Source organism: Methylosinus sp. PW1, assembly GCF_000745215.1.
In the GTDB taxonomy this organism is placed as follows: Bacteria; Pseudomonadota; Alphaproteobacteria; order Rhizobiales; family Beijerinckiaceae; genus Methylosinus.
In genome coordinates, this window is record NZ_JQNK01000009.1 from 1,269,727 (window position 1) to 1,287,262 (window position 17,536).

Below are 17,536 nucleotides of genomic sequence, written 5' to 3' on the forward strand. Positions count from 1 at the left end.
GTCTTCGCGCCGGCGTCTCGAGACCTGCCTCCGGCTCTCTCGCGCCGGATTGTCCTTTGAATGCGTCACCCCGGCGGCCACGCTTCCCGCCCGCTCTCCGAAACCCCGTCCGAGCCGCCGACCGGCGGCCGCTCGGACGAAGCCTCACGTTCCGAGAGCATTCGGAAAATTCATTCGCCGGAGGCGGCCGTCCGCCAGAGCGGGCGGCCGAGAGTTCAGGCCGCTATCAGCCGATCAGCGCCGCAACGCCGTCCTTGCCGAGCAGGCGCTTCACGCCGGCCAGGATCTGCAGGACGACGCCGAACACGCCCAGAGCCATCCAGCCGAAGAACACGAAGCCCCAATGCAGCGGAGCGACGAACAGCTCTTCCATGAACCAGAAGGTGTGGCCCCACTCGTTCAGGCCGACGTTCGGGATGATCATGAACGGGCCGATGGCCACGATCAGGAACGCCAGCGAATAGCCGTGCGCGAAGAACGGAATGCGGGTCTTGGCGTAGAAGAACGAGCCGACGCCGAAGATCGAGTAGATCGGGTAGCTGAGATAGAACTCGATGATGTGCGACGGCGTGAAGTCCGTGTCGCGAATCACCGTCATGTGCCAGGTGCCGTCCTGCTCCGTGAAGAAGCTGGCGCCCCAGTAGATGGCCACCGAGTAGACCGTCAGCCACTGCAGCAGCACGACGTGACGGCGAAGCTCCTCACGCGGAGAAACCGCGTCGACATTGCGGTCGCGGGTCTTCCACAGATAGCCGGCGAGGCCGAGACCGGCGACGAGCTCCAGCGGAATTTCCGTCCACAGCATCGTCAGCCAATACGTCTGGAACTCCGGAGCGAACGAGTCGAGGCCCGCGCGCCAGCCGAAGATCTGCTCATAGATGCGGATGAAGAGGTAGAAAACATTGAGGACGGACACGCCGATCCACAGGCCCTTCAAGTCCACGATGGCATCTGAGCCGGCGGCTGCGCCGGCCGATGTCTCTGTCGTTACGCTCATCTCAATTCCTCCTAAGTGCTCCCAGGGATTCTCGAAGCGATCTCGCCGCGTCCCGCCTCCCTGCTCGGCACGCGCCTTCGTCTCCAACGGTTGATTGTCGCAGCCGCGGCCTCGTGCTCGACGAGCCGCTGTCCCGACCTCCCGCTCTCACCGCCCGACGACCCCTCTCAAAAGGACCCGACGACGGCATTCTTCTTCTTTGCTCGGAGACGAATTTTCTCGAAACCGCCGCGCGAAACGAAAGCCCCAGACCCCCCGGCGCCTCCCAGCGCCAAAACATCCAAAACGCCCTCGTTCGGCGAGCCGCAACCATTTCCGTTCCGCTTCGTAATGACAATATCCAATAGGGTAGTATATGGCAATCTATTGAGGGGTATTGAAAACGATTTTGGGCGGGAGCCGCCATGCCGTATTGGACGACATACCCACCCTTAAGCGCATTGATAGATTTCTTCTATCAACTATTATATGCAATATAATCATATGTTTAATGCTGATTTCAAAACCTGGAGCGGAGCCCTGCCCGGATGGATAACTAAACTACCCAATAGAATTGTGGCGTCATGGCTCATCGGGCGTCGGTGGACTTTTCCTCCCAAATTCCGATCCCCTCCGCCGCCGCTTCGGCGGCCGCGCGCGCGATCGAGGCGCCGTCGAGCGTCAGATCGGGGCCGATCTCCGCCAGCGGCTTCAGCACGAAAGCACGGGAAAACAGCTCCTTATGCGGCAAGGTGAGCTCGGGATCATCCATCGTGTGATCGCCGAGAAAGAGAATATCCACGTCGATCAGCCGCGGCCCCCAGCGGCGCGTCGGCGTGCGGCCCATATCGGCTTCGATCGTCTTGACCGCGGCGAGCAGCTCATAGGGCGACAAACGGGTCCAGCCGAGCGCGCAGGCGTTGGCGAAATCGCCCTGATCGACATCGCCCCAAGGGGGCGTCCGATAGATACGCGAGACAGCGTCGAGGCGCGCGATCCCACGCTCCCCGACCAGCGCGACCGCGCGCCGAATATTGGCGGGCTTGTCCCCCAGATTGCTGCCGAAACCGAAGCCGACCCGCGTCTCAGACGTCGTCATATCCGTCCTTTTCCCTGTGTCAGAGTGTCGAGCACGGCGAAGGCCGCCCGGTGCTCTGCGGCGTCGTGGACGCGGAAAATCCGCGCGCCCTCTAGCGCCGCGATCAGATTTGCCGCCACTGTGGCGATGAGGCGCGCATCCACCTCGGCGCCGAGCAGCGCGCCGAACAGGCGTTTTCGCGACACGCCTATGAGCACCGGCCGCCCGAATCGCATGAGCTGCGGAACGCCGCGCAGCGCCGCGAAATCCTGCTCGCGCGTCTTGCCGAAGCCGACGCCCGGATCGAGGATCACGCGCGATTCCGGCACGCCGGCGGCGGCGGCGATCTCCAGCGAACGCTCGAAAAAGCCGAGCATGTCCGAGACGATGTCGATATCGGGCGCGACCTCGGCGCGATTGTGCATGACGACGACGCCGGCGCCCGTCTCGGCGATCGCCGGAGCCATATCGGGGTCGCGCTGCAGGCCCCAGATATCGTTGATGATCGTCACGCCGGCCGCGAGCGCCCGGCGCGCCGTCTGCGCCTTATAGGTGTCGATGGAGACCGGAACGCCGCATTGCGCGACCAGCGTCTCGAGCAGCGGCGCGAGACGCGTCCACTCCTCGTCGGCGGTCAGCGGCGTATGGCCGGGGCGGGTCGATTCGGCGCCGACATCGACAATGTCCGCGCCGTCGGCGGCGAGCTTTTGAGCCTGCGCCAGCGCGGCTTCCGGCGCGAAAAAGCGGCCGCCGTCGGAAAAGGAATCGGGCGTCACATTGACGATGCCCATGATGACCGGCCGCGCCGCGACGAGCGAAAAGAATCGCTCGCGCGACGATTCAATCGTCGTCGTCACTCTGGTCTCCGGGAATGAGCCTGTCAGTCGTATTTGATATAGGCGAAGCGCTGGTCGGTCTCGGGCGCGCCCTCGAGCGCGCCGCCCTCCTTGCCGGGACGCCAGGACACGACCTCCTCGATCTTGCGCGCCAGCTCGAAATCCTTGTCGGTCACGCCCTTGGCCGTATGGGTCATCAGCTTCACCTCGACCCATGCGTAGGAGGCGGCTATGTCGGGATGGTGCCAAGCGGCCTCGGCCAGATGGCCGACCGTGTTGACGACCATCAGCGTGCCCTTCCAGCCGTGGGTCTTGAACTTGCGGCGAATCCAGCCGTTCTCGAGCCGCCAATGCGGCAGCTCGGCGGCGAGGCGAGCGTTTATCTCATCTGGCGAATATGCGCGCTCCTCGGCGGCCATGGGGTCCCCCTCTCGCTCGTGACGAGCTCTTGTTCACTGCACAAGCTCTTGCCTTCGCACGCGCGGCGCCTTACTCGGCCTAGTCGAATACGCGCGAGCCCCGTCGACAACGGCGTGAAACCGCGCCGGGAAGCGAGATATAGCGGATATTCCGCATAAAGTCCGAAAATGAGGCTCCATGCCGATCAGCGTGAGCGTCGTCGCCGCGGCGAGATTGCATCTCGGCTTCCTGGACATGAATGGCGCGCTCGGCCGCACATTCGGCGGGCTCGGCCTCTCCATAGACGCGCCGGCGACGCGGTTGACGCTGCAGCCGGCTGAAAAGATGGAGGCTTCCGGTCCGGACGCCGAACGCGCGCTCGCTCTGCTCGAAAAGGCGACCGCCGCGCTCGCGCCGGGCAAGCGCTATCGGCTCGACATTGGCGAGGCGATCCCGCCGCATTCGGGCCTCGGCTCGGGCACGCAGCTGGCGCTGGCCATAGCCGCCGCGCTGCGGCGCATCGAAGATATGCCGCAGAATGTGGCGGCGGACGCCGCTGTGCTGCAACGCGGCGCGCGCTCCGGGCTCGGGGCGGGACTCTTCACGCGTGGGGGGCTCGTGGTCGACGGCGGCCGCGGCGCCGATACGATGACCCCGCCGGTGATCTCGCGTCTCGCCTTTCCGGAAGATTGGCGCATTCTCCTCGTCTCGGACCCGGCCTCGATCGGCCTGCATGGCGCCGAGGAGCGCAAAGCCTTCGCCGAGCTGCCACCCTTCTCGGAGGAGGATGCGGGGAAATTGTGCCGGCTGGTGCTGATGCAGGCGCTGCCGGCGGCGGCCGAGGCGGATTTCGCGGGCTTCGGCGCGGCGATCACGGCCATTCAGGCGATCGTCGGGGATTATTTCGCGCCGGCGCAGGGCGGGCGGCGCTTCACCAGCGCGGCGGTCGAAGCTCTGCTCGCACGGCTGGCGCAGGCCGGCGCGACCGGCCTCGGCCAGACCTCCTGGGGGCCGACCGGCTTCGCCTTCGCGCCCGATGAAGCGGAGGCGCGCCGCCTCGAGGCTCTGGCGCGCGGCGCGGCGGAGGCGAGCGGATTGACGCTCGCCGTCGTCGCGGGCTCGGATCGGGGCGCGCGCATAGACGCGGTCTATGCGAAGATCGCCTGACCTCACGAACGGCCGAGAACCAGCTCCAGCAGCCCTTTCATATCCGGCGCGACCACATCCGGCGCGCCTTCATGAGCCGCTCGCGCGTCGCGGGCGGAAGATCGAGCTTCATCGCCTGCGCGGCATAGACGAGCGCATTGCCCATCACCTCGAAAAAATCCGCATGGCGGCCGGTGACCGAGCGGATGAAGCAATATTCGAACTGCTTGGCGCGCCAGAGCGTGGTGACGCCCGTGCGGCGCGCATGAGGGACTTTCGTGATGGGCGCGTCCCGCGTTTCGTCCGGCGCAGAAAACAGTCGCGCCGCGTGTCCGTGAGACCGCGAGATCGGCCTAGCCCGCCAGCGAGAGAGAGCCGCGGAGGATGAGCCGATGAATGCGCTTCTAGGCAAAGCCGTCATCGCACGGACGAGAAATTTCGGGTAGAAAGCGGTACGCCGAGCGCGCGGCCGGGCGGCCCGGGGACTGCGCGCGATCGAAAATGACGGCCGCCGGGACCAGCTCGTATGAAGAAGACCGCCGCGATCCTTTCGGTTCTCGCTCTGCTCTGCGCGCCCGCAGCCGCGCGCGAGGGCTTTGTGACGCCCGAGCAGAGCCATCCGCTCGAAATCCTCGCGACCCCGCCCGCGCCGCATTCGCCGAAAAGCGACGCCGAGCTCGCCGAGTTGCATCGTATCGAGGATGCGCGCACGCCGGAACAGGCCGCGCGCGCCAAGGCGGACGACGAGAATCAGACCATCTTCCTCTATCACACGGTCTTCGGCGAGAAATTCACCAAGGAGAATCTGCCGGCGGTCGAAGCTCTCGGCGCGCGGCTGAAGGCCGACGAATCCGCCAACACCGGCGCCGCCAAGGAAGCCTTTCATCGCATCCGGCCCTATAATGTCGACAAGACGCTGCATCCCGTCTGCAAGACCAAAGCGAAGGATGATTCCTATCCGAGCGGCCATACGACCGTCGGCTATCTCATGGGCTTGGCGCTGATCGACATCGCGCCCGAGCGTCGCGACGAGATCCTCGCGCGGGCGGATGACTACGGCCACAATCGGCTCGTCTGCGGCGTGCATTTCCCCAGCGACGTCGCTGCGGCGCGGCTCGTCGCCTATGCGGTGCATGCGATCATGGAGCTCGATCCCGCCTATCGCAAGGACATAGAGGCCGCTCGGAAAGAGCTGCGCAATGCGCTGGGTCTCGCCCGCGCAAACTAACGGTCAAAAAAATCGTGGACGCGAAGCTCTGCGCTTCGCGTCCTTGGCAGTCTCAATAATTATAATAGGCGACGCAGACGCGATTGCCGTAATAATCCCAGCCCCAACGGGCGCATTGCTGCGGCGGGGCGGTCGCCGCGCCGACGACGGCGCCGGTCGCCGCACCGATCGCCGCCCCTGCGAGCGTGCCGCCCGCGCGGCCGCCGGAGGCCGCGGCGCCAATCGCTGCTCCGCCCGCGCCGCCGATGAGGGCGCCGCCCGCGGCGCGCTCGCCGGGCGTGTTGCAGCCTGCGAGCGACGCGGCCATGGCCAGCGCCGCCGCCGTCACGAAAATCTTTTTCATCGAGTATCCTTCCCACCCTGTGAGCCCATGCGAGGCGCCCGGCCAGCGGCAATTCCGTCGATGCGACGCGGATTCGCCGCAGCCGAGCCCGAGACAACTTTCCGAAACCGGCGAAAAGATGACCTCTACCCAAGCAACGCCCTATAAATCCCACGCTTTCGATCCGGATGACAGTGGAGAATTTCTCCCCGCACGCGCTTTGGGCTCGCTCGCGCTCGGCGCGCTGCTTTTCGTCTCCGGGCCGGCGCGCGCCGAGGACTCCTATCGCTGGCTGCAGGCCACCGCCGATGGCTGGCAGGCCCGCGCCATAACGCAGAGCGACGCCTGCCCAGCCGCCGAGCTCGACGGCCGCGCCGTCCCGATGACGCCGCGTGCGCGGCCGGGAGAGCATTTCGCCATCACCGTTTGCGCCGCGACGATTCCAAAGGGAACGCGAAGTCTCACGATCGCTGGCGCGCCGCTGCCGGCGCCGCCCGCGCGCGTCGATAAGGTGCTCGTCCTCGGCGATACGGGCTGCCGGCTCAATGGCATCTTCCTGCAAGACTGCAATTCGAGCGACGCTTGGCCCTTCCGCAAGATCGCCGAGACCGCCGCGAGATTGGCCCCGGATCTGGTCATCCATGTCGGCGATTACCATTATCGCGAGACGCCCTGCCTGCCGGGAATGAGCGGCTGCGCCGGCTCGCCTCATGGCGACAATTGGGAGACATGGAAGGCCGATTTTTTCGCGCCCGGCGACGCCCTGCTACGTGCCGCCCCCTGGGCGCTCGTGCGCGGCAATCACGAAATTTGCAGGCGCGCCGGCCAGGGCTGGACTCGCGCGCTCTCGCCGCTACCGCTGGGCGAGACGCCACTATGCGTCGATCGCGAGCAGGCCTACCGCGTCGATATCGCCGATCCGACGCTCTTCATTCTCGACACCACCGAGGCGGAGGAGCGCACGGTCGTCGGCGCGCAGCTGCCTTTTCTGCGCAGCCAGCTCGCCATCGCGAAGGACGCGCCCGGCCCGGTTTGGTACGCGTTCCACAAGCCGATATTTTCGCTGTTTCGATCGCGGATCGGCGAGACGCTCGGGATCAATGAGACGCTCGCCGCGGCGGCGCATAACGGCATTCCGACGGCGGTGCAGGCGATCCTGTCTGGCCATCTCCACGCCTTCGAAGCGCTGAGCTTTCGCGACGATCGGCCGGCGCAATTCGTGATCGGCGTCGGCGGAACCACAATGGACCCGCATATTCCGGCGAATTTCGACGGAGCGACGATCGGCGAGGCGACCGTCGAACGAGGCCGCGGCGTCGCCACCACCTTCGGCTTCGCGACATTCGAACGCGGCGACGGCGAATGGCTCGTCACCGATTACGACGCCGAAGCGAAGCCGCGTCTGCGCTGCCATATGCGCGGACGCCAGCTCGATTGCGAGTGAAGATGACCTTCGCTCCCCTTTGTCCTCGCGGCAGGCGCGAAGACAAAGAGCGAGCGCCTTGGGTTCAGTGCTTCAACGCCTGCTCGATCGCCGCGCTGACCGCATCGACCGGCTCCATGCCGTCCACCTGTTTCAGCTCGCCCTTGCCGGAATAGTAATCCGACACTGGCGCGGTTTGCGTGCGATAAGCGTCCAGCCGCGTCTTGAACGCTTCTGGATTGTCGTCCGCCCGCACCTCGCCGCCGCGCGCGCGCGTTTCATCGACGCGGTTCTGCATGCGCGCGAGCAGCGCATTCTCGTCGACGCTCAGCTCTATGACCGCATCGAGCTTCAAACCTTCGTGGTCCAGCAGCTGATCGAGAGCCTGAGCCTGCGCCACGGTGCGCGGGAAACCATCGAGAATGAAGCCGTTGGCGGCGTCCTTCTCCTTGATGCGCTGGCCGATGATGCCGACGACGACAGCGTCGGGCACCAGCGCGCCCCGATCCATGATCTCCTTGGCCTCGAGGCCGATCGGCGTCTTCGCCTCGACGGCGGCGCGCAACATGTCACCGGTCGAGAGCTGAGGGATCGAATACTTGGCGACGAGCCGAGCCGATTGCGTGCCTTTGCCCGCGCCCGGCGGTCCGAGCAGCACCAGCCTCATTTGCGTCGCCCGCGAAGTTTCGTCTTGCGGATCAGGCCCTCATATTGATGAGCCTGGAGATGACCGTGGACCTGCGCCACCGTATCCATCGTCACGCTGACCACGATGAGCAGCGAGGTGCCGCCGAAATAAAACGGCAGATTGGCGTAGGAGATCAGCATTTCCGGCAGCAGGCAGATCACCGCGAGATAGGCGGCGCCGAGCACGGTGATGCGCATCAGCACATCGTCGATGAATTTCGCCGTGCGCTCGCCGGGCCGAATGCCAGGGATGAAGCCGCCATGCTTCTTCAGATTATCGGCTGTCTCCGTCGGATTGAAAACGATCGCCGTGTAGAAGAAGGCGAAGAAGACGATCAGCCCGACATAGGACAGCATATAGAGCGGCCGTCCATGCCCGAAATAGGCCGAGATGGTCGCAAAAATATTATCCGTGCCCTGCGTCTGATAGAAATTCGCGATCGTGGTCGGCAGCAGCAGCAGCGACGAGGCGAAGATCGGCGGAATGACGCCCGAGGTGTTGAGCTTCAGCGGCAAGAAGGACGTCTGGCCCTCATAGACACGATTGCCGTGCTGCCGTTTGGGATAGGTGATGAGCAATCGCCTCTGCGCTCGCTCCATATAGACGATGAAGGCGATGACGAAGAAGGACATGGCGATCACGCCGAGGATGACGCCCGTCGAGATCGCGCCCTGCTTCCCGAGCTCGAGAGTGCTGAGGATCGCCGCCGGAAAGGCCGCGACAATTCCCGCGAAAATAATCAGCGAAGAGCCATTGCCGATGCCGCGCGACGTGATCTGCTCGCCGAGCCACATCAGAAACATCGTGCCGCCGACCAGAGTGACGACCGTCGTCAGACGGAAGAACAGCCCAGGCTCGGTCACGACGCCTTGCTGGCCCTCGAGGCCGATGGCCATTCCATAGGCCTGGAAGGTCGCCAGAATGACGGTGAGATAGCGCGTATATTGGTTGAGGACCTTGCGGCCCTGCTCGCCTTCCTTCTTCACCTGCTCGAGCGACGGAATCACCGTCGTCAGCAGCTGAATGATGATGGAGGCGGAGATATAGGGCATGATGTTCAAGGCGAAGATCGCGCTGCGCTGAACCGCGCCGCCAGCGAACATGTTGAACAGCTCGAGCACGCCCTTCGACTGGCCGAAAAAGCTCTTGGCGAAGGCGTCCGGGTCGATGCCCGGCAGCGGCACATAAGTGCCGAGACGATAGACGATCAGCGCGCCGAGCGTGAACCAGATGCGTTTCTTGAGCTCATCCGCTTTGCCGAAAGCGGAAAAATTGACGTTGGCCGCAAGCTGTTCGGCTGCCGATGCCATGGGCGAGGCTCCCTCGTCGCGCGCCGCGCGGTTTTCTTTTAGACGAGCGTCGAAGCGACGCAGCGCTGCCCGCCGCGACGCCGCGCTCTGTTTTCGGCCCGGCCCATTCGAGGGGCCGGACCCGGCGCATGTCTATCGCACGATGTCGGCGAAAAAAAAGTCTAGCCTCTTCTCGCCGGCTCGCACAGGCGACTCCGTATCACGACGGATGGGCGGATCGCCAGTTTTTTGGTCGATACGATTAACCTCGAGGCGGCGAAAAATGCGCCGCCTCGAGCTGACGCCCGGCCTACGCGTCGCGGACCGGGCGGAGGCTTCAGGCCGAAGCGGGCTCTTCCGTCGCGACCAGCAGCTTGATCGTGCCGCCAGCGGCCTCGATCGCGGCGACCGCCGATTTCGACGCGGCGGCGACCTCGAAGGCGAGCTTCGCCTCGAGCTTGCCATTGCCGAGGATCTTCACGCCGTCGCGCGGCTTGGAGACCACGCCGGCGGCGATCAACGCGTCGATCGTCACCGGAGCGGCGACGTCGAGCTTGCCTGCCTCCACCGCCTGCTGAATGCGGCCCAGATTGACCTCATTATAGTCGGTCGAGAAGGGATTGAAGAACCCGCGCTTGGGCAGGCGACGATGCAGCGGCATCTGGCCGCCCTCGAAGCCTTTCACCGCGACGCCGGTGCGGGCCTTCTGGCCCTTGACGCCGCGCCCTGCGGTCTTGCCCTTGCCGGAGCCGATGCCGCGGCCCACGCGCATGCGATTCTTGCTGGAGCCGGGATTGTCGGAGAGATCGTTGAGCTTCACCATTGTCCCGCCCCTCACTTCTCGTCGACGATTTTGACGAGATGCGCGACTTTCGCGATCATCCCGCGCACAGCGGGCGTGTCCTCGAGCGTGCGACGCTTGCCGATGCGCGTGAGGCCGAGGCCGGTCAGCGTTCTGTGCTGACGCTCGGGACGGCCGATGGCGCTGCCGGTCTGCTCGACGGTGATTTTCTTATCGCTCATCGCAAGCCCTCCCCTCAAGCGTCGACGGCTTCGGCTTCGGCGCCCTGACGGCGCGCCTGCAGCGCGGAGACCTTGAGAGAACGACGAGCGGCGACCGAACGCGGCGAATCCTCGCGCTCGAGCGCGTCGAACGTCGCGCGAATCATGTTGTAGGGGTTCGAGGAGCCCTGGCTCTTGGCCACGACGTCGTGAACGCCCAGCGTCTCGAAAACGGCGCGCATCGGGCCGCCGGCGATGATGCCGGTGCCGGGAGGCGCGGCGCGCAGCACGACGCGGCCCGCGCCATGGCGGCCATTGACGTCATGATGCAGCGTACGGCCTTCGCGAAGGGGCACGCGGATGAGCGCGCGCTTGGCGGCTTCCGTCGCCTTGCGAATCGCTTCCGGCACTTCGCGCGCCTTGCCGTGGCCATAGCCGACGCGGCCCTTCTGGTCGCCGACGACGACGAGCGCGGCGAAGCCGAAACGCCGGCCGCCCTTCACCACTTTGGCGACGCGATTGATGTGGACAAGGCGATCCACGAACTCATTGTCGCGGTCGTCCCGATCCCGGTCGCGGCCGCGGCCGCCTTCTGGTTCACGAGCCATTTTCTCTTCCGTCACTTACGCGGCAATAGTGCCGCTCGCTTGGGGATTGGATCCTCTCCCGCATACAGGAGAGGGGCCGCACGACGCAAGGTCGGCGAGAGCCTTTCGACCATCGCCTCGCTACGCCGCGCCGGCCCTCATTCGCCGCGCCAATGCGCGAAATCTCCTCCCGCCGGCGGGAGAAGACGCGTCAGAACTGCAGGCCGCCCTCGCGAGCGCCCTCGGCCAGCGCCTGCACGCGGCCGTGATAGATATAAGCGCCGCGATCGAACACCACTTCCGTGATGCCCTTGGCCGCCGCGCGCTCGGCGATCTGCTTGCCGACGAGATGCGCCGCTTCCTTGTTGGCGCCCGTCTTCAGCGTCTCGCGATTGGCCTTTTCGAGCGTCGAGGCGGAGACGATGGTCACGCCCTTCTCGTCGTCGATGATCTGCGCATAGATCTGCTCCGAGGAGCGGAACACCGACAGACGCGGGCGGCCATAGGCGCGCGCGCGAATGCTCCGACGGACCCGGGCCTTGCGCCGGGCGGCTGCATTTACGTCCTTTGCCATGGCTCGCGTCCTTACTTCTTCTTGCCTTCCTTGCGGAAGATGAATTCGCCGGCGTATTTCACGCCCTTGCCCTTATAGGGCTCCGGGCCGCGCAACGCACGAATCTCCGCGGCGACCTGACCGACCTGGCGCTTGTCCACGCCGGAGATGGTGATCTCCGTGGGCTTGGGCGTCACGATCGCAATGCCGGCCGGGATCGGATAGTTCACGTCATGCGAATAGCCGAGCGCGAGCTGCAGATTCTTGCCGGCGACCGCGGCGCGATAACCGACGCCGTTGATCTCGAGCTTCTTCTCGAAGCCGGCGGTGACGCCGACCACGAGATTGTTCACCTGGGCGCGCGACGTGCCCCACAGCGCGCGGGCGCGCTTGCTGTTGGAGCGCGGGTCGACCTTGATCGAATTGCCGTCCTGAGTCACCGCGACATCGTCGGGAACCCGGAACTGCAGCTCGCCCTTCGCGCCCTTCACCTGAACGAGCTGACCGTCGACCTTCGCGGTCACGCCGGCCGGCACGATGACGGGCTTCTTGCCGATACGAGACATGGTTGAAGTCCTATCCCAATTCCTGCGAGCTTCGGTCAGAAGACCTTGGCAAGCACCTCGCCGCCGACATTGTTCTCGCGGGCCTTGTGATCGGCCATGACGCCCTTGGGCGTCGACACGATGGTGATGCCGAGGCCATTGGCCACGCGCGGCGTCTTGTCGACGCCCGCATAGACCCGGCGGCCTGGACGCGAGACGCGCTCGATCGTCTTGATGACCGGCTCGCCGTCGAAATATTTCAGCTCGATCTCGAACTCGGTGCGGCCATTGCCGAAATCCGTGGTCGTGTAGCCGCGGATGTAGCCTTCTTCCTTCAGCACGTCGAGAACATGGCCGCGCAGGCGGGAGCCCGGCGTCTGGACCTTGTCCTTGCGGCGCATCTGCGCATTGCGGATACGGGTGAGCAGATCGCCCAACGGATCGCTGATCGACATTCGCTCTCTCCCTTACCAGCTGGACTTCACGAGACCGGGAATGAGGCCGCGCGAGCCGAGCTCACGCAGCGCCACGCGCGACAGCTTCAGCTTGCGATAGAAAGCGCGCGGACGTCCCGAAACCTCGCAGCGATTGCGAATGCGAATCGCCGCGGAATTGCGCGGCAGCTCGGCGAGCTTGAGACGCGCCTCGAACCGCTCCTCGGCGGTCAGCGCCTCGTCATTCGCCTTCGCCTTCAGCCGCTCGCGGCGGCCCGCATAGGCCTTGGCGAGCTTCGCCCTGCGCTTGTTGTTCTCGATCGAACTCTTCTTGGCCATTTTCTATGCCTTCGGTTTCCGCGTTTGAGACTTATCGTCTCACTGCCGGAACGGGAAATTGAACGCGCGCAGGAGCGCGCGCGCCTCGTCGTCCGTCTTCGCCGTCGTCACGACGATGACGTCCATGCCGAGGATCGACTCGGCCTTGTCATAGTCGATCTCGGGAAACACGATATGCTCCTTGATGCCGAGGGCGTAGGAGCCGCGTCCGTCGAAGGACTTGGGATTGAGACCGCGGAAATCGCGAACGCGCGGCAGCGCGATCGTGATCAGGCGGTCCAGAAACTCATACATGCGCGTCTTGCGCAGCGTGACCTTGGCGCCGATCGGCATGTTCTCGCGAACCTTGAAGGTCGAGATCGCCTTGCGGGCGCGCGTCACCACCGGCTTCTGGCCCGCGATCAGCGCGAGGTCGCCGGCCGCGGCCGTCACCTTCTTGCTGTCGTTGACTGCCTCGCCGACGCCCATGTTCAGCACGATCTTCTCGATCGCCGGCACCTCGAACGCGTTCTTATAGCCGAACTCTTCCATGAGCTTGGCGCGAACGACTTCGTCATAGTGCTTCTTCAGCCGCACCTCATACGCGCCCTCGGGAAGCGATTTCGGGCCGGCCGAACGGCGCTCGCCATCATCATGCGAAGAAGAAGGCGCGGATTTCGCCTTGCCGGCCTTCTTGGCCTCGCCTTCCGCCTTCGGAGCCTTGGCGGCTTTCGGCTTCTTTTCCTCAGCCATCGATCTGTTCTCCCGAACGCTTGGCGATGCGGACCTTGCGGCCGTCATCGAGAGTCTTGAAACCGACGCGCGTCGGCTTGCCGTCCTTGGGATCGGCGATCGCGATGTTGGACAGGTCGAGCGCCGCCGCCTTGGTGACGATCCCCGCCTCCTGCTGGCGCGTCTGGCGCTGGTGGCGCTTGACGAGATTAACGCCCTCCACCACAGCGCGACCTTCCGTCGGCAGCACCTGAATCACCTGACCCGTGCGGCCCTTGTCGCGACCGGCGAGAACGACGACCTTGTCGCCTTTCTTGATTTTCGCGGCCATTACAGCACCTCCGGCGCGAGCGAAATGATCTTCATATGGTTCTTGGCGCGCAGCTCGCGCGGCACGGGTCCGAAGATGCGCGTGCCGATCGGCTCCTTCTGATTGTTGATCAGAACCGCCGCATTGGAATCGAAGCGGATCACCGAGCCGTCGGCGCGCTTGATGTCCTTGGCCGTGCGCACCACGACCGCCTTGAGCACGTCGCCCTTCTTCACGCGACCGCGCGGAATCGCCTCTTTGATCGAGACGACGATAATGTCGCCGACGCCGGCGTATTTGCGCTTGGAGCCGCCCAGCACCTTGATGCACATGACGCGGCGGGCGCCAGAATTATCGGCGACATCGAGATTTGTCTGCATCTGTATCATGGCTTATCCCGCCTTTCGTCTCGGTCTGGTTTCGGTCCCCCGACTTCGTCCGAGAAAACCATCTCACTCGTCTCGTCTTTTTGAAGGCCTCATCAGGCCTTGTCGGCGGCTTCCACCACTCGCCAGCGCTTCAGCCGCGAGATCGGAGCCGTCTCCTCGATCGTGACCTCGTCGCCGACCTTGAAGGTCTGCGCTTCGTCATGCGCATGATAATTTTTCGTGCGACGAACGGTCTTCTTGAACAGCGGATGGGTGAAGCGGCGCTCCACCTTCACCACCACGGTCTTGTTCTGCTTGTCGCTGACGACGACGCCCTGGAGAATTCGCTTCGGCATTGGCGCTCTCTCAACTCTGTTGTTCAGCGCGCTTCTGCGCGGCGATGGATTTGGCCCGGGCGATGTCGCGACGAACGACGCGCACGCGCGCCGTGTTCTCGAGCTGGCCGGTCGCCCGCTGGAAGCGCAGATTGAACTGCTCTTTCTTCAGCTTCAGCACTTCCTCGTCCAGCTGGTCGAAGGAGAGGGCGCGGAGGTCGGAGACGCGTTGCTTGTTCGTGCTCATGGTCGCAATCCTCACTCGGCGATGCGTTCGATGAAGCGCGTCTTGATCGGCAGCTTCGCGGCGGCGAGCGTCAGAGCCTCGCGAGCGAGCTCGCCGGACACGCCGTCGACCTCGAACATGATGCGGCCCGGCGCCACGCGCACGGCCCAGAGCTCCGGCGCGCCCTTGCCCTTACCCATGCGCACTTCGGTCGGCTTCTTGGAAACCGGCACGTCGGGGAAGATGCGGATCCACACGCGACCAGCGCGCTTCATATGGCGCGTCATGGCGCGGCGGGCCGCCTCGATCTGGCGCGCAGTGATGCGCTCCGGCTCGAGAGCCTTGAGGCCGAACTGCCCGAAATTCAGGGAAAAGCCGCCCTTGGCGTTTCCGTGAATGCGGCCTTTGAAGGCCTTGCGGAACCTGGTGCGTTTGGGTTGCAACATGATGTCGAACTCTCGAAATTAGGCCGCGTCGCGCGGCTCGCGCGGCTCGCGACGGCGACGCTCGCCATGATGTTCGCGCTCACCGCCGCCGGCGGCCTGCTCGGCCAGACGCTTGTCCTGCGCCATCGGATCATGCTCGAGGATCTCGCCTTTGAAGATCCAGACCTTGATGCCGCAAGTGCCATAAGCGGTATGCGCGGTGGCGACGCCATAGTCGACATCGGCGCGCAGCGTATGCAGCGGCACGCGACCCTCGCGATACCATTCCAGACGCGCGATCTCCGCGCCGCCGAGACGGCCCGAGCAATTGATGCGAATGCCTTGCGCCCCGAGCCGGATCGCCGACTGCACGGCGCGCTTCATGGCGCGGCGGAAGGCGACGCGGCGCTCGAGCTGCTGAGCGATCGAATCGGCGACCAGAGTGGCCTCGACCTCAGGCTTGCGCACCTCGACGATGTTGATCACCACTTCGCTGCCGGTGAGCTTGCCGACCAGCTTGCGGATCTTGTCGATATCCGCGCCCTTCTTGCCGATGACGACGCCCGGGCGCGCCGAGTGGATCGTCACACGGCACTTCTTGTGCGGACGCTCGATGATGATGCGTGACACCGCCGCCTGCTTGAGATTCTTGGCCACCGCTGCGCGGATGGCGAGATCCTCGTGCAGAAGCTTGGCGTATTCGCCCTTGCTCGCGAACCAGCGCGAGTCCCAGGTGCGGTTGACGCCGAGGCGCAGCCCGATCGGATTGACCTTCTGACCCATCGTTGGCTCCCTTTAGGCTTTCGCCGGCGTTTCGACTTCGCGGACGATGATCGTCAGATTCGCGAAGGGCTTCTCGATGCGGCTCGAGCGGCCGCGGGCGCGCGCCGCGAAGCGCCGCATCACCAGCGACTTGCCGACAAAGGCCTGCGCGACGATCAGATCGTCCACGTCGAGACCGTGATTGTTCTCGGCGTTGGCGATCGCGCTCTCGAGGGTCTTCTTCACCTCGTGAGCGATGCGCTTGCGCGAGAACTCGAGATCGGCGAGAGCGCGATCCACCTTCTTGCCGCGGATGAGCTGGGCGAGAAGATTGAGCTTCTGCGGGGAGACGCGCAGCGTGTTGGCGACGGCTTTCGCCTCATTGTCGGCCAGCGCGCGCGGATTGCTCGGCTTGGACATGTTCGTCAGCCCCTCTTCGACTTCTTGTCCGCCGCATGACCATGGAAGGTCCGCGTCGGAGAGAATTCGCCGAACTTGTGCCCGATCATGTCTTCGCTGACAGACACCGGCACATGCTTGTGGCCATTGTGCACGCCGAAGGTGAGACCCACGAACTGCGGCAGAATGGTGGAGCGGCGGCTCCAAATCTTGATGATATCGCTGCGTCCCGAGCCGCGCGCGGTCTCCGCCTTCTTCAGCAGATAGCCGTCGACGAACGGGCCTTTCCAGATAGAGCGAGCCATGGATCAGCCCTTCTTCTTCTTGGCGTGCCGCGAGGACACGATGAATTTGTCGGTCTTCTTGTTCGTGCGGGTCTTCTTGCCCTTGGTCGGCTTGCCCCAGGGCGTGACCGGATGACGGCCGCCCGAGGTGCGGCCTTCGCCGCCGCCGTGCGGATGGTCGACCGGGTTCATGGTGACGCCGCGGTTATGCGGGCGACGGCCGAGCCAGCGCGAACGACCCGCCTTGCCGAGCGAGATGTTCATGTGATCCGGGTTCGACACCGCGCCGATGGTCGCGAAGCACTGACCATGAACGAGGCGCTGCTCGCCCGAGTTCAGGCGAATGATCACATAACCCTGATCGCGGCCGACGATCTGCGCATAATTGCCCGCCGAGCGCGCGATCGCGCCGCCCTTGCCGATCTTGATCTCCACATTGTGGACGATCGTGCCGACCGGAATATTGCCGATCGGCATGGCGTTGCCGGGCTTCACATCGACCTGAGCGCCCGAGATCACCTCGTCGCCGACCGAAAGACGCTGCGGCGCGAGAATGTAGGACAGCTCGTCATCCGCATAACGGATGAGCGCAATGAAGGCGGTGCGGTTCGGATCATATTCGATCCGTTCCACCTTGCCGACGACATCGAGCTTGCGGCGCTTGAAGTCGACGAGGCGATAGGCCTGCTTATGGCCGCCGCCGCGGAAGCGCACGGTCACGCGCCCATTATTGTTGCGGCCGCCCTTGGAGGTCTTGCCCTCGGTGAGGGTTTTGACGGGCTTGCCCTTGTAGAGATCGCTGCGGTCGACGATGACGAGCTGACGAAGGCTCGGCGTGACCGGCTTGAATGTCTTCAGCGCCATGGTTTTG

At 64.7% G+C, this 17,536-nt stretch carries 28 protein-coding genes; 3 read left to right on the forward strand and 25 right to left on the reverse strand.

Features of this window, described 5'->3' with window-relative positions; genetic code table 11:
• Positions 1-226: 226 nt before the first annotated feature.
• From amoC to K369_RS15670, 4 genes are all read right to left on the reverse strand, one after another.
• On the reverse strand, positions 227-997 hold the full coding sequence (gene amoC, locus K369_RS15655; RefSeq protein ID WP_084570631.1) for a bacterial ammonia monooxygenase, subunit AmoC: 771 nt from the start codon (positions 995-997) through the stop codon (positions 227-229).
• A 568-nt stretch (positions 998-1,565) separates the two neighbouring features.
• Entirely contained in the window at positions 1,566-2,075 is a 510-nt protein-coding gene (gene folK, locus K369_RS15660; protein WP_036292376.1) for a 2-amino-4-hydroxy-6-hydroxymethyldihydropteridine diphosphokinase, read from the reverse strand.
• A complete protein-coding gene (gene folP, locus K369_RS15665) occupies positions 2,072-2,845 on the reverse strand; it encodes a dihydropteroate synthase (protein ID WP_198033196.1) in 774 nt (257 codons plus the stop codon). Before folP ends, folK begins: the two co-directional genes overlap by 4 nt.
• An 89-nt stretch (positions 2,846-2,934) precedes the next feature.
• The gene (locus tag K369_RS15670; protein WP_036292379.1) at positions 2,935-3,309 is read right to left on the reverse strand and encodes a 4a-hydroxytetrahydrobiopterin dehydratase; all 375 of its coding nucleotides are present in this window, start codon (positions 3,307-3,309) and stop codon (positions 2,935-2,937) included.
• A 178-nt stretch (positions 3,310-3,487) separates the two neighbouring features.
• On the opposite strand from K369_RS15670, the gene K369_RS15675 reads away from it, so the two are divergent.
• Positions 3,488-4,456: a beta-ribofuranosylaminobenzene 5'-phosphate synthase family protein gene (locus tag K369_RS15675; protein ID WP_036292380.1), complete on the forward strand. Its 969-nt coding sequence runs from the start codon at positions 3,488-3,490 to the stop codon at positions 4,454-4,456.
• A 37-nt stretch (positions 4,457-4,493) separates the two neighbouring features.
• On the opposite strand, the gene K369_RS27225 is transcribed toward K369_RS15675, so the two are convergent.
• Entirely contained in the window at positions 4,494-4,847 is a 354-nt protein-coding gene (locus K369_RS27225; RefSeq protein WP_198033137.1) for a hypothetical protein, read from the reverse strand.
• A gap of 114 nt (positions 4,848-4,961) precedes the next feature.
• Between K369_RS27225 and K369_RS15685 the strand changes: the two genes are divergently transcribed.
• On the forward strand, positions 4,962-5,663 hold the full coding sequence (locus K369_RS15685) for a phosphatase PAP2 family protein (protein ID WP_036292383.1): 702 nt from the start codon (positions 4,962-4,964) through the stop codon (positions 5,661-5,663).
• Between the two features lie 52 nt (positions 5,664-5,715).
• Here the strand turns inward: K369_RS15685 and K369_RS15690 are convergent, their stop codons facing one another.
• A complete protein-coding gene (locus K369_RS15690; protein WP_024880996.1) occupies positions 5,716-6,006 on the reverse strand; it encodes a hypothetical protein in 291 nt (96 codons plus the stop codon).
• Between the two features lie 118 nt (positions 6,007-6,124).
• On the opposite strand from K369_RS15690, the gene K369_RS15695 reads away from it, so the two are divergent.
• The gene (locus tag K369_RS15695; protein ID WP_036295457.1) at positions 6,125-7,429 is read left to right on the forward strand and encodes a metallophosphoesterase; all 1,305 of its coding nucleotides are present in this window, start codon (positions 6,125-6,127) and stop codon (positions 7,427-7,429) included.
• Positions 7,430-7,493: 64 nt separating this feature from the next.
• Here K369_RS15695 and K369_RS15700 read toward each other — a convergent pair whose 3' ends face one another.
• From K369_RS15700 to rplB, 19 genes are all read right to left on the reverse strand, one after another.
• Positions 7,494-8,075 carry an adenylate kinase gene (locus K369_RS15700; protein ID WP_036292384.1) on the reverse strand — a complete coding sequence of 194 codons (582 nt, stop codon included), beginning with the start codon at positions 8,073-8,075 and terminating at the stop codon, positions 7,494-7,496.
• Entirely contained in the window at positions 8,072-9,406 is a 1,335-nt protein-coding gene (gene secY / locus K369_RS15705; protein ID WP_036292385.1) for a preprotein translocase subunit SecY, read from the reverse strand. Before secY ends, K369_RS15700 begins: the two co-directional genes overlap by 4 nt.
• A gap of 316 nt (positions 9,407-9,722) precedes the next feature.
• On the reverse strand, positions 9,723-10,205 hold the full coding sequence (gene rplO / locus K369_RS15710; protein WP_036295460.1) for a 50S ribosomal protein L15: 483 nt from the start codon (positions 10,203-10,205) through the stop codon (positions 9,723-9,725).
• Between the two features lie 14 nt (positions 10,206-10,219).
• Complete coding sequence (rpmD, locus tag K369_RS15715; RefSeq protein WP_018266622.1) at positions 10,220-10,408, reverse strand: 50S ribosomal protein L30; 189 nt, start codon at positions 10,406-10,408, stop codon at positions 10,220-10,222.
• A gap of 14 nt (positions 10,409-10,422) precedes the next feature.
• On the reverse strand, positions 10,423-10,995 hold the full coding sequence (gene rpsE, locus K369_RS15720; protein WP_018266623.1) for a 30S ribosomal protein S5: 573 nt from the start codon (positions 10,993-10,995) through the stop codon (positions 10,423-10,425).
• Between the two features lie 190 nt (positions 10,996-11,185).
• Positions 11,186-11,548 (reverse strand): 50S ribosomal protein L18, encoded by a 363-nt coding sequence (gene rplR, locus K369_RS15725; protein WP_018266624.1) that lies wholly within the window; start codon positions 11,546-11,548, stop codon positions 11,186-11,188.
• 11 nt (positions 11,549-11,559) lie between these two features.
• Positions 11,560-12,093 (reverse strand): 50S ribosomal protein L6, encoded by a 534-nt coding sequence (gene rplF, locus K369_RS15730; RefSeq protein ID WP_024881002.1) that lies wholly within the window; start codon positions 12,091-12,093, stop codon positions 11,560-11,562.
• A 35-nt stretch (positions 12,094-12,128) separates the two neighbouring features.
• Complete coding sequence (gene rpsH / locus K369_RS15735; protein WP_018266626.1) at positions 12,129-12,527, reverse strand: 30S ribosomal protein S8; 399 nt, start codon at positions 12,525-12,527, stop codon at positions 12,129-12,131.
• Between the two features lie 12 nt (positions 12,528-12,539).
• Positions 12,540-12,845 (reverse strand): 30S ribosomal protein S14, encoded by a 306-nt coding sequence (gene rpsN, locus K369_RS15740; RefSeq protein ID WP_018266627.1) that lies wholly within the window; start codon positions 12,843-12,845, stop codon positions 12,540-12,542.
• A 39-nt stretch (positions 12,846-12,884) separates the two neighbouring features.
• Positions 12,885-13,577 (reverse strand): 50S ribosomal protein L5, encoded by a 693-nt coding sequence (gene rplE / locus K369_RS15745; protein WP_036292386.1) that lies wholly within the window; start codon positions 13,575-13,577, stop codon positions 12,885-12,887.
• Positions 13,570-13,887 carry a 50S ribosomal protein L24 gene (gene rplX, locus K369_RS15750; RefSeq protein ID WP_018266629.1) on the reverse strand — a complete coding sequence of 106 codons (318 nt, stop codon included), beginning with the start codon at positions 13,885-13,887 and terminating at the stop codon, positions 13,570-13,572. The genes rplE and rplX overlap by 8 nt, the downstream gene beginning before the upstream one ends.
• Positions 13,887-14,255 (reverse strand): 50S ribosomal protein L14, encoded by a 369-nt coding sequence (gene rplN, locus K369_RS15755; protein ID WP_018266630.1) that lies wholly within the window; start codon positions 14,253-14,255, stop codon positions 13,887-13,889. The genes rplX and rplN overlap by 1 nt, the downstream gene beginning before the upstream one ends.
• Positions 14,256-14,347: 92 nt before the next feature.
• Positions 14,348-14,590: a 30S ribosomal protein S17 gene (gene rpsQ, locus K369_RS15760; RefSeq protein ID WP_018266631.1), complete on the reverse strand. Its 243-nt coding sequence runs from the start codon at positions 14,588-14,590 to the stop codon at positions 14,348-14,350.
• A 10-nt stretch (positions 14,591-14,600) separates the two neighbouring features.
• Entirely contained in the window at positions 14,601-14,816 is a 216-nt protein-coding gene (gene rpmC, locus K369_RS15765) for a 50S ribosomal protein L29 (protein WP_018266632.1), read from the reverse strand.
• An 11-nt stretch (positions 14,817-14,827) separates the two neighbouring features.
• Positions 14,828-15,241 carry a 50S ribosomal protein L16 gene (gene rplP / locus K369_RS15770; protein WP_018266633.1) on the reverse strand — a complete coding sequence of 138 codons (414 nt, stop codon included), beginning with the start codon at positions 15,239-15,241 and terminating at the stop codon, positions 14,828-14,830.
• Positions 15,242-15,259: 18 nt separating this feature from the next.
• On the reverse strand, positions 15,260-16,003 hold the full coding sequence (gene rpsC / locus K369_RS15775) for a 30S ribosomal protein S3 (RefSeq protein WP_036292387.1): 744 nt from the start codon (positions 16,001-16,003) through the stop codon (positions 15,260-15,262).
• Positions 16,004-16,015: 12 nt separating this feature from the next.
• Positions 16,016-16,402, reverse strand: coding sequence for a 50S ribosomal protein L22 (rplV, locus tag K369_RS15780; RefSeq protein WP_018266635.1), 387 nt, complete (start codon positions 16,400-16,402; stop codon positions 16,016-16,018).
• A 5-nt stretch (positions 16,403-16,407) separates the two neighbouring features.
• Positions 16,408-16,686, reverse strand: a complete 279-nt coding sequence (rpsS, locus tag K369_RS15785) for a 30S ribosomal protein S19 (RefSeq protein ID WP_024881007.1) — start codon at positions 16,684-16,686, stop codon at positions 16,408-16,410.
• A 3-nt stretch (positions 16,687-16,689) separates the two neighbouring features.
• Positions 16,690-17,529, reverse strand: a complete 840-nt coding sequence (gene rplB, locus K369_RS15790; protein ID WP_036292388.1) for a 50S ribosomal protein L2 — start codon at positions 17,527-17,529, stop codon at positions 16,690-16,692.
• Between the last annotated feature and the right edge of the window lie 7 nt (positions 17,530-17,536).

Excerpts from the sequence above, each read along its gene's own strand:
- amoC (WP_084570631.1), bottom strand. The coding sequence starts at position 997 with ATGAGCGTAACGACAGAGACATCGGCCGGCGCAGCCGCCGGCTCAGAT.
- folK (WP_036292376.1), bottom strand. The coding sequence starts at position 2,075 with ATGACGACGTCTGAGACGCGGGTCGGCTTCGGTTTCGGCAGCAATCTG.
- folP (WP_198033196.1), bottom strand. The coding sequence starts at position 2,845 with ATGGGCATCGTCAATGTGACGCCCGATTCCTTTTCCGACGGCGGCCGC.
- K369_RS15670 (WP_036292379.1), bottom strand. The coding sequence starts at position 3,309 with ATGGCCGCCGAGGAGCGCGCATATTCGCCAGATGAGATAAACGCTCGC.
- K369_RS15675 (WP_036292380.1), top strand. The coding sequence starts at position 3,488 with ATGCCGATCAGCGTGAGCGTCGTCGCCGCGGCGAGATTGCATCTCGGC.
- K369_RS15685 (WP_036292383.1), top strand. The coding sequence starts at position 4,962 with ATGAAGAAGACCGCCGCGATCCTTTCGGTTCTCGCTCTGCTCTGCGCG.
- K369_RS15690 (WP_024880996.1), bottom strand. The coding sequence starts at position 6,006 with ATGAAAAAGATTTTCGTGACGGCGGCGGCGCTGGCCATGGCCGCGTCG.
- K369_RS15695 (WP_036295457.1), top strand. The coding sequence starts at position 6,125 with ATGACCTCTACCCAAGCAACGCCCTATAAATCCCACGCTTTCGATCCG.
- K369_RS15700 (WP_036292384.1), bottom strand. The coding sequence starts at position 8,075 with ATGAGGCTGGTGCTGCTCGGACCGCCGGGCGCGGGCAAAGGCACGCAA.
- secY (WP_036292385.1), bottom strand. The coding sequence starts at position 9,406 with ATGGCATCGGCAGCCGAACAGCTTGCGGCCAACGTCAATTTTTCCGCT.
- rpmD (WP_018266622.1), bottom strand. The coding sequence starts at position 10,408 with ATGAGCGATAAGAAAATCACCGTCGAGCAGACCGGCAGCGCCATCGGC.
- rpsE (WP_018266623.1), bottom strand. The coding sequence starts at position 10,995 with ATGGCTCGTGAACCAGAAGGCGGCCGCGGCCGCGACCGGGATCGGGAC.
- rplR (WP_018266624.1), bottom strand. The coding sequence starts at position 11,548 with ATGGCAAAGGACGTAAATGCAGCCGCCCGGCGCAAGGCCCGGGTCCGT.
- rplF (WP_024881002.1), bottom strand. The coding sequence starts at position 12,093 with ATGTCTCGTATCGGCAAGAAGCCCGTCATCGTGCCGGCCGGCGTGACC.
- rpsH (WP_018266626.1), bottom strand. The coding sequence starts at position 12,527 with ATGTCGATCAGCGATCCGTTGGGCGATCTGCTCACCCGTATCCGCAAT.
- rpsN (WP_018266627.1), bottom strand. The coding sequence starts at position 12,845 with ATGGCCAAGAAGAGTTCGATCGAGAACAACAAGCGCAGGGCGAAGCTC.
- rplE (WP_036292386.1), bottom strand. The coding sequence starts at position 13,577 with ATGGCTGAGGAAAAGAAGCCGAAAGCCGCCAAGGCTCCGAAGGCGGAA.
- rplX (WP_018266629.1), bottom strand. The coding sequence starts at position 13,887 with ATGGCCGCGAAAATCAAGAAAGGCGACAAGGTCGTCGTTCTCGCCGGT.
- rplN (WP_018266630.1), bottom strand. The coding sequence starts at position 14,255 with ATGATACAGATGCAGACAAATCTCGATGTCGCCGATAATTCTGGCGCC.
- rpsQ (WP_018266631.1), bottom strand. The coding sequence starts at position 14,590 with ATGCCGAAGCGAATTCTCCAGGGCGTCGTCGTCAGCGACAAGCAGAAC.
- rpmC (WP_018266632.1), bottom strand. The coding sequence starts at position 14,816 with ATGAGCACGAACAAGCAACGCGTCTCCGACCTCCGCGCCCTCTCCTTC.
- rplP (WP_018266633.1), bottom strand. The coding sequence starts at position 15,241 with ATGTTGCAACCCAAACGCACCAGGTTCCGCAAGGCCTTCAAAGGCCGC.
- rpsC (WP_036292387.1), bottom strand. The coding sequence starts at position 16,003 with ATGGGTCAGAAGGTCAATCCGATCGGGCTGCGCCTCGGCGTCAACCGC.
- rplV (WP_018266635.1), bottom strand. The coding sequence starts at position 16,402 with ATGTCCAAGCCGAGCAATCCGCGCGCGCTGGCCGACAATGAGGCGAAA.
- rpsS (WP_024881007.1), bottom strand. The coding sequence starts at position 16,686 with ATGGCTCGCTCTATCTGGAAAGGCCCGTTCGTCGACGGCTATCTGCTG.
- rplB (WP_036292388.1), bottom strand. The coding sequence starts at position 17,529 with ATGGCGCTGAAGACATTCAAGCCGGTCACGCCGAGCCTTCGTCAGCTC.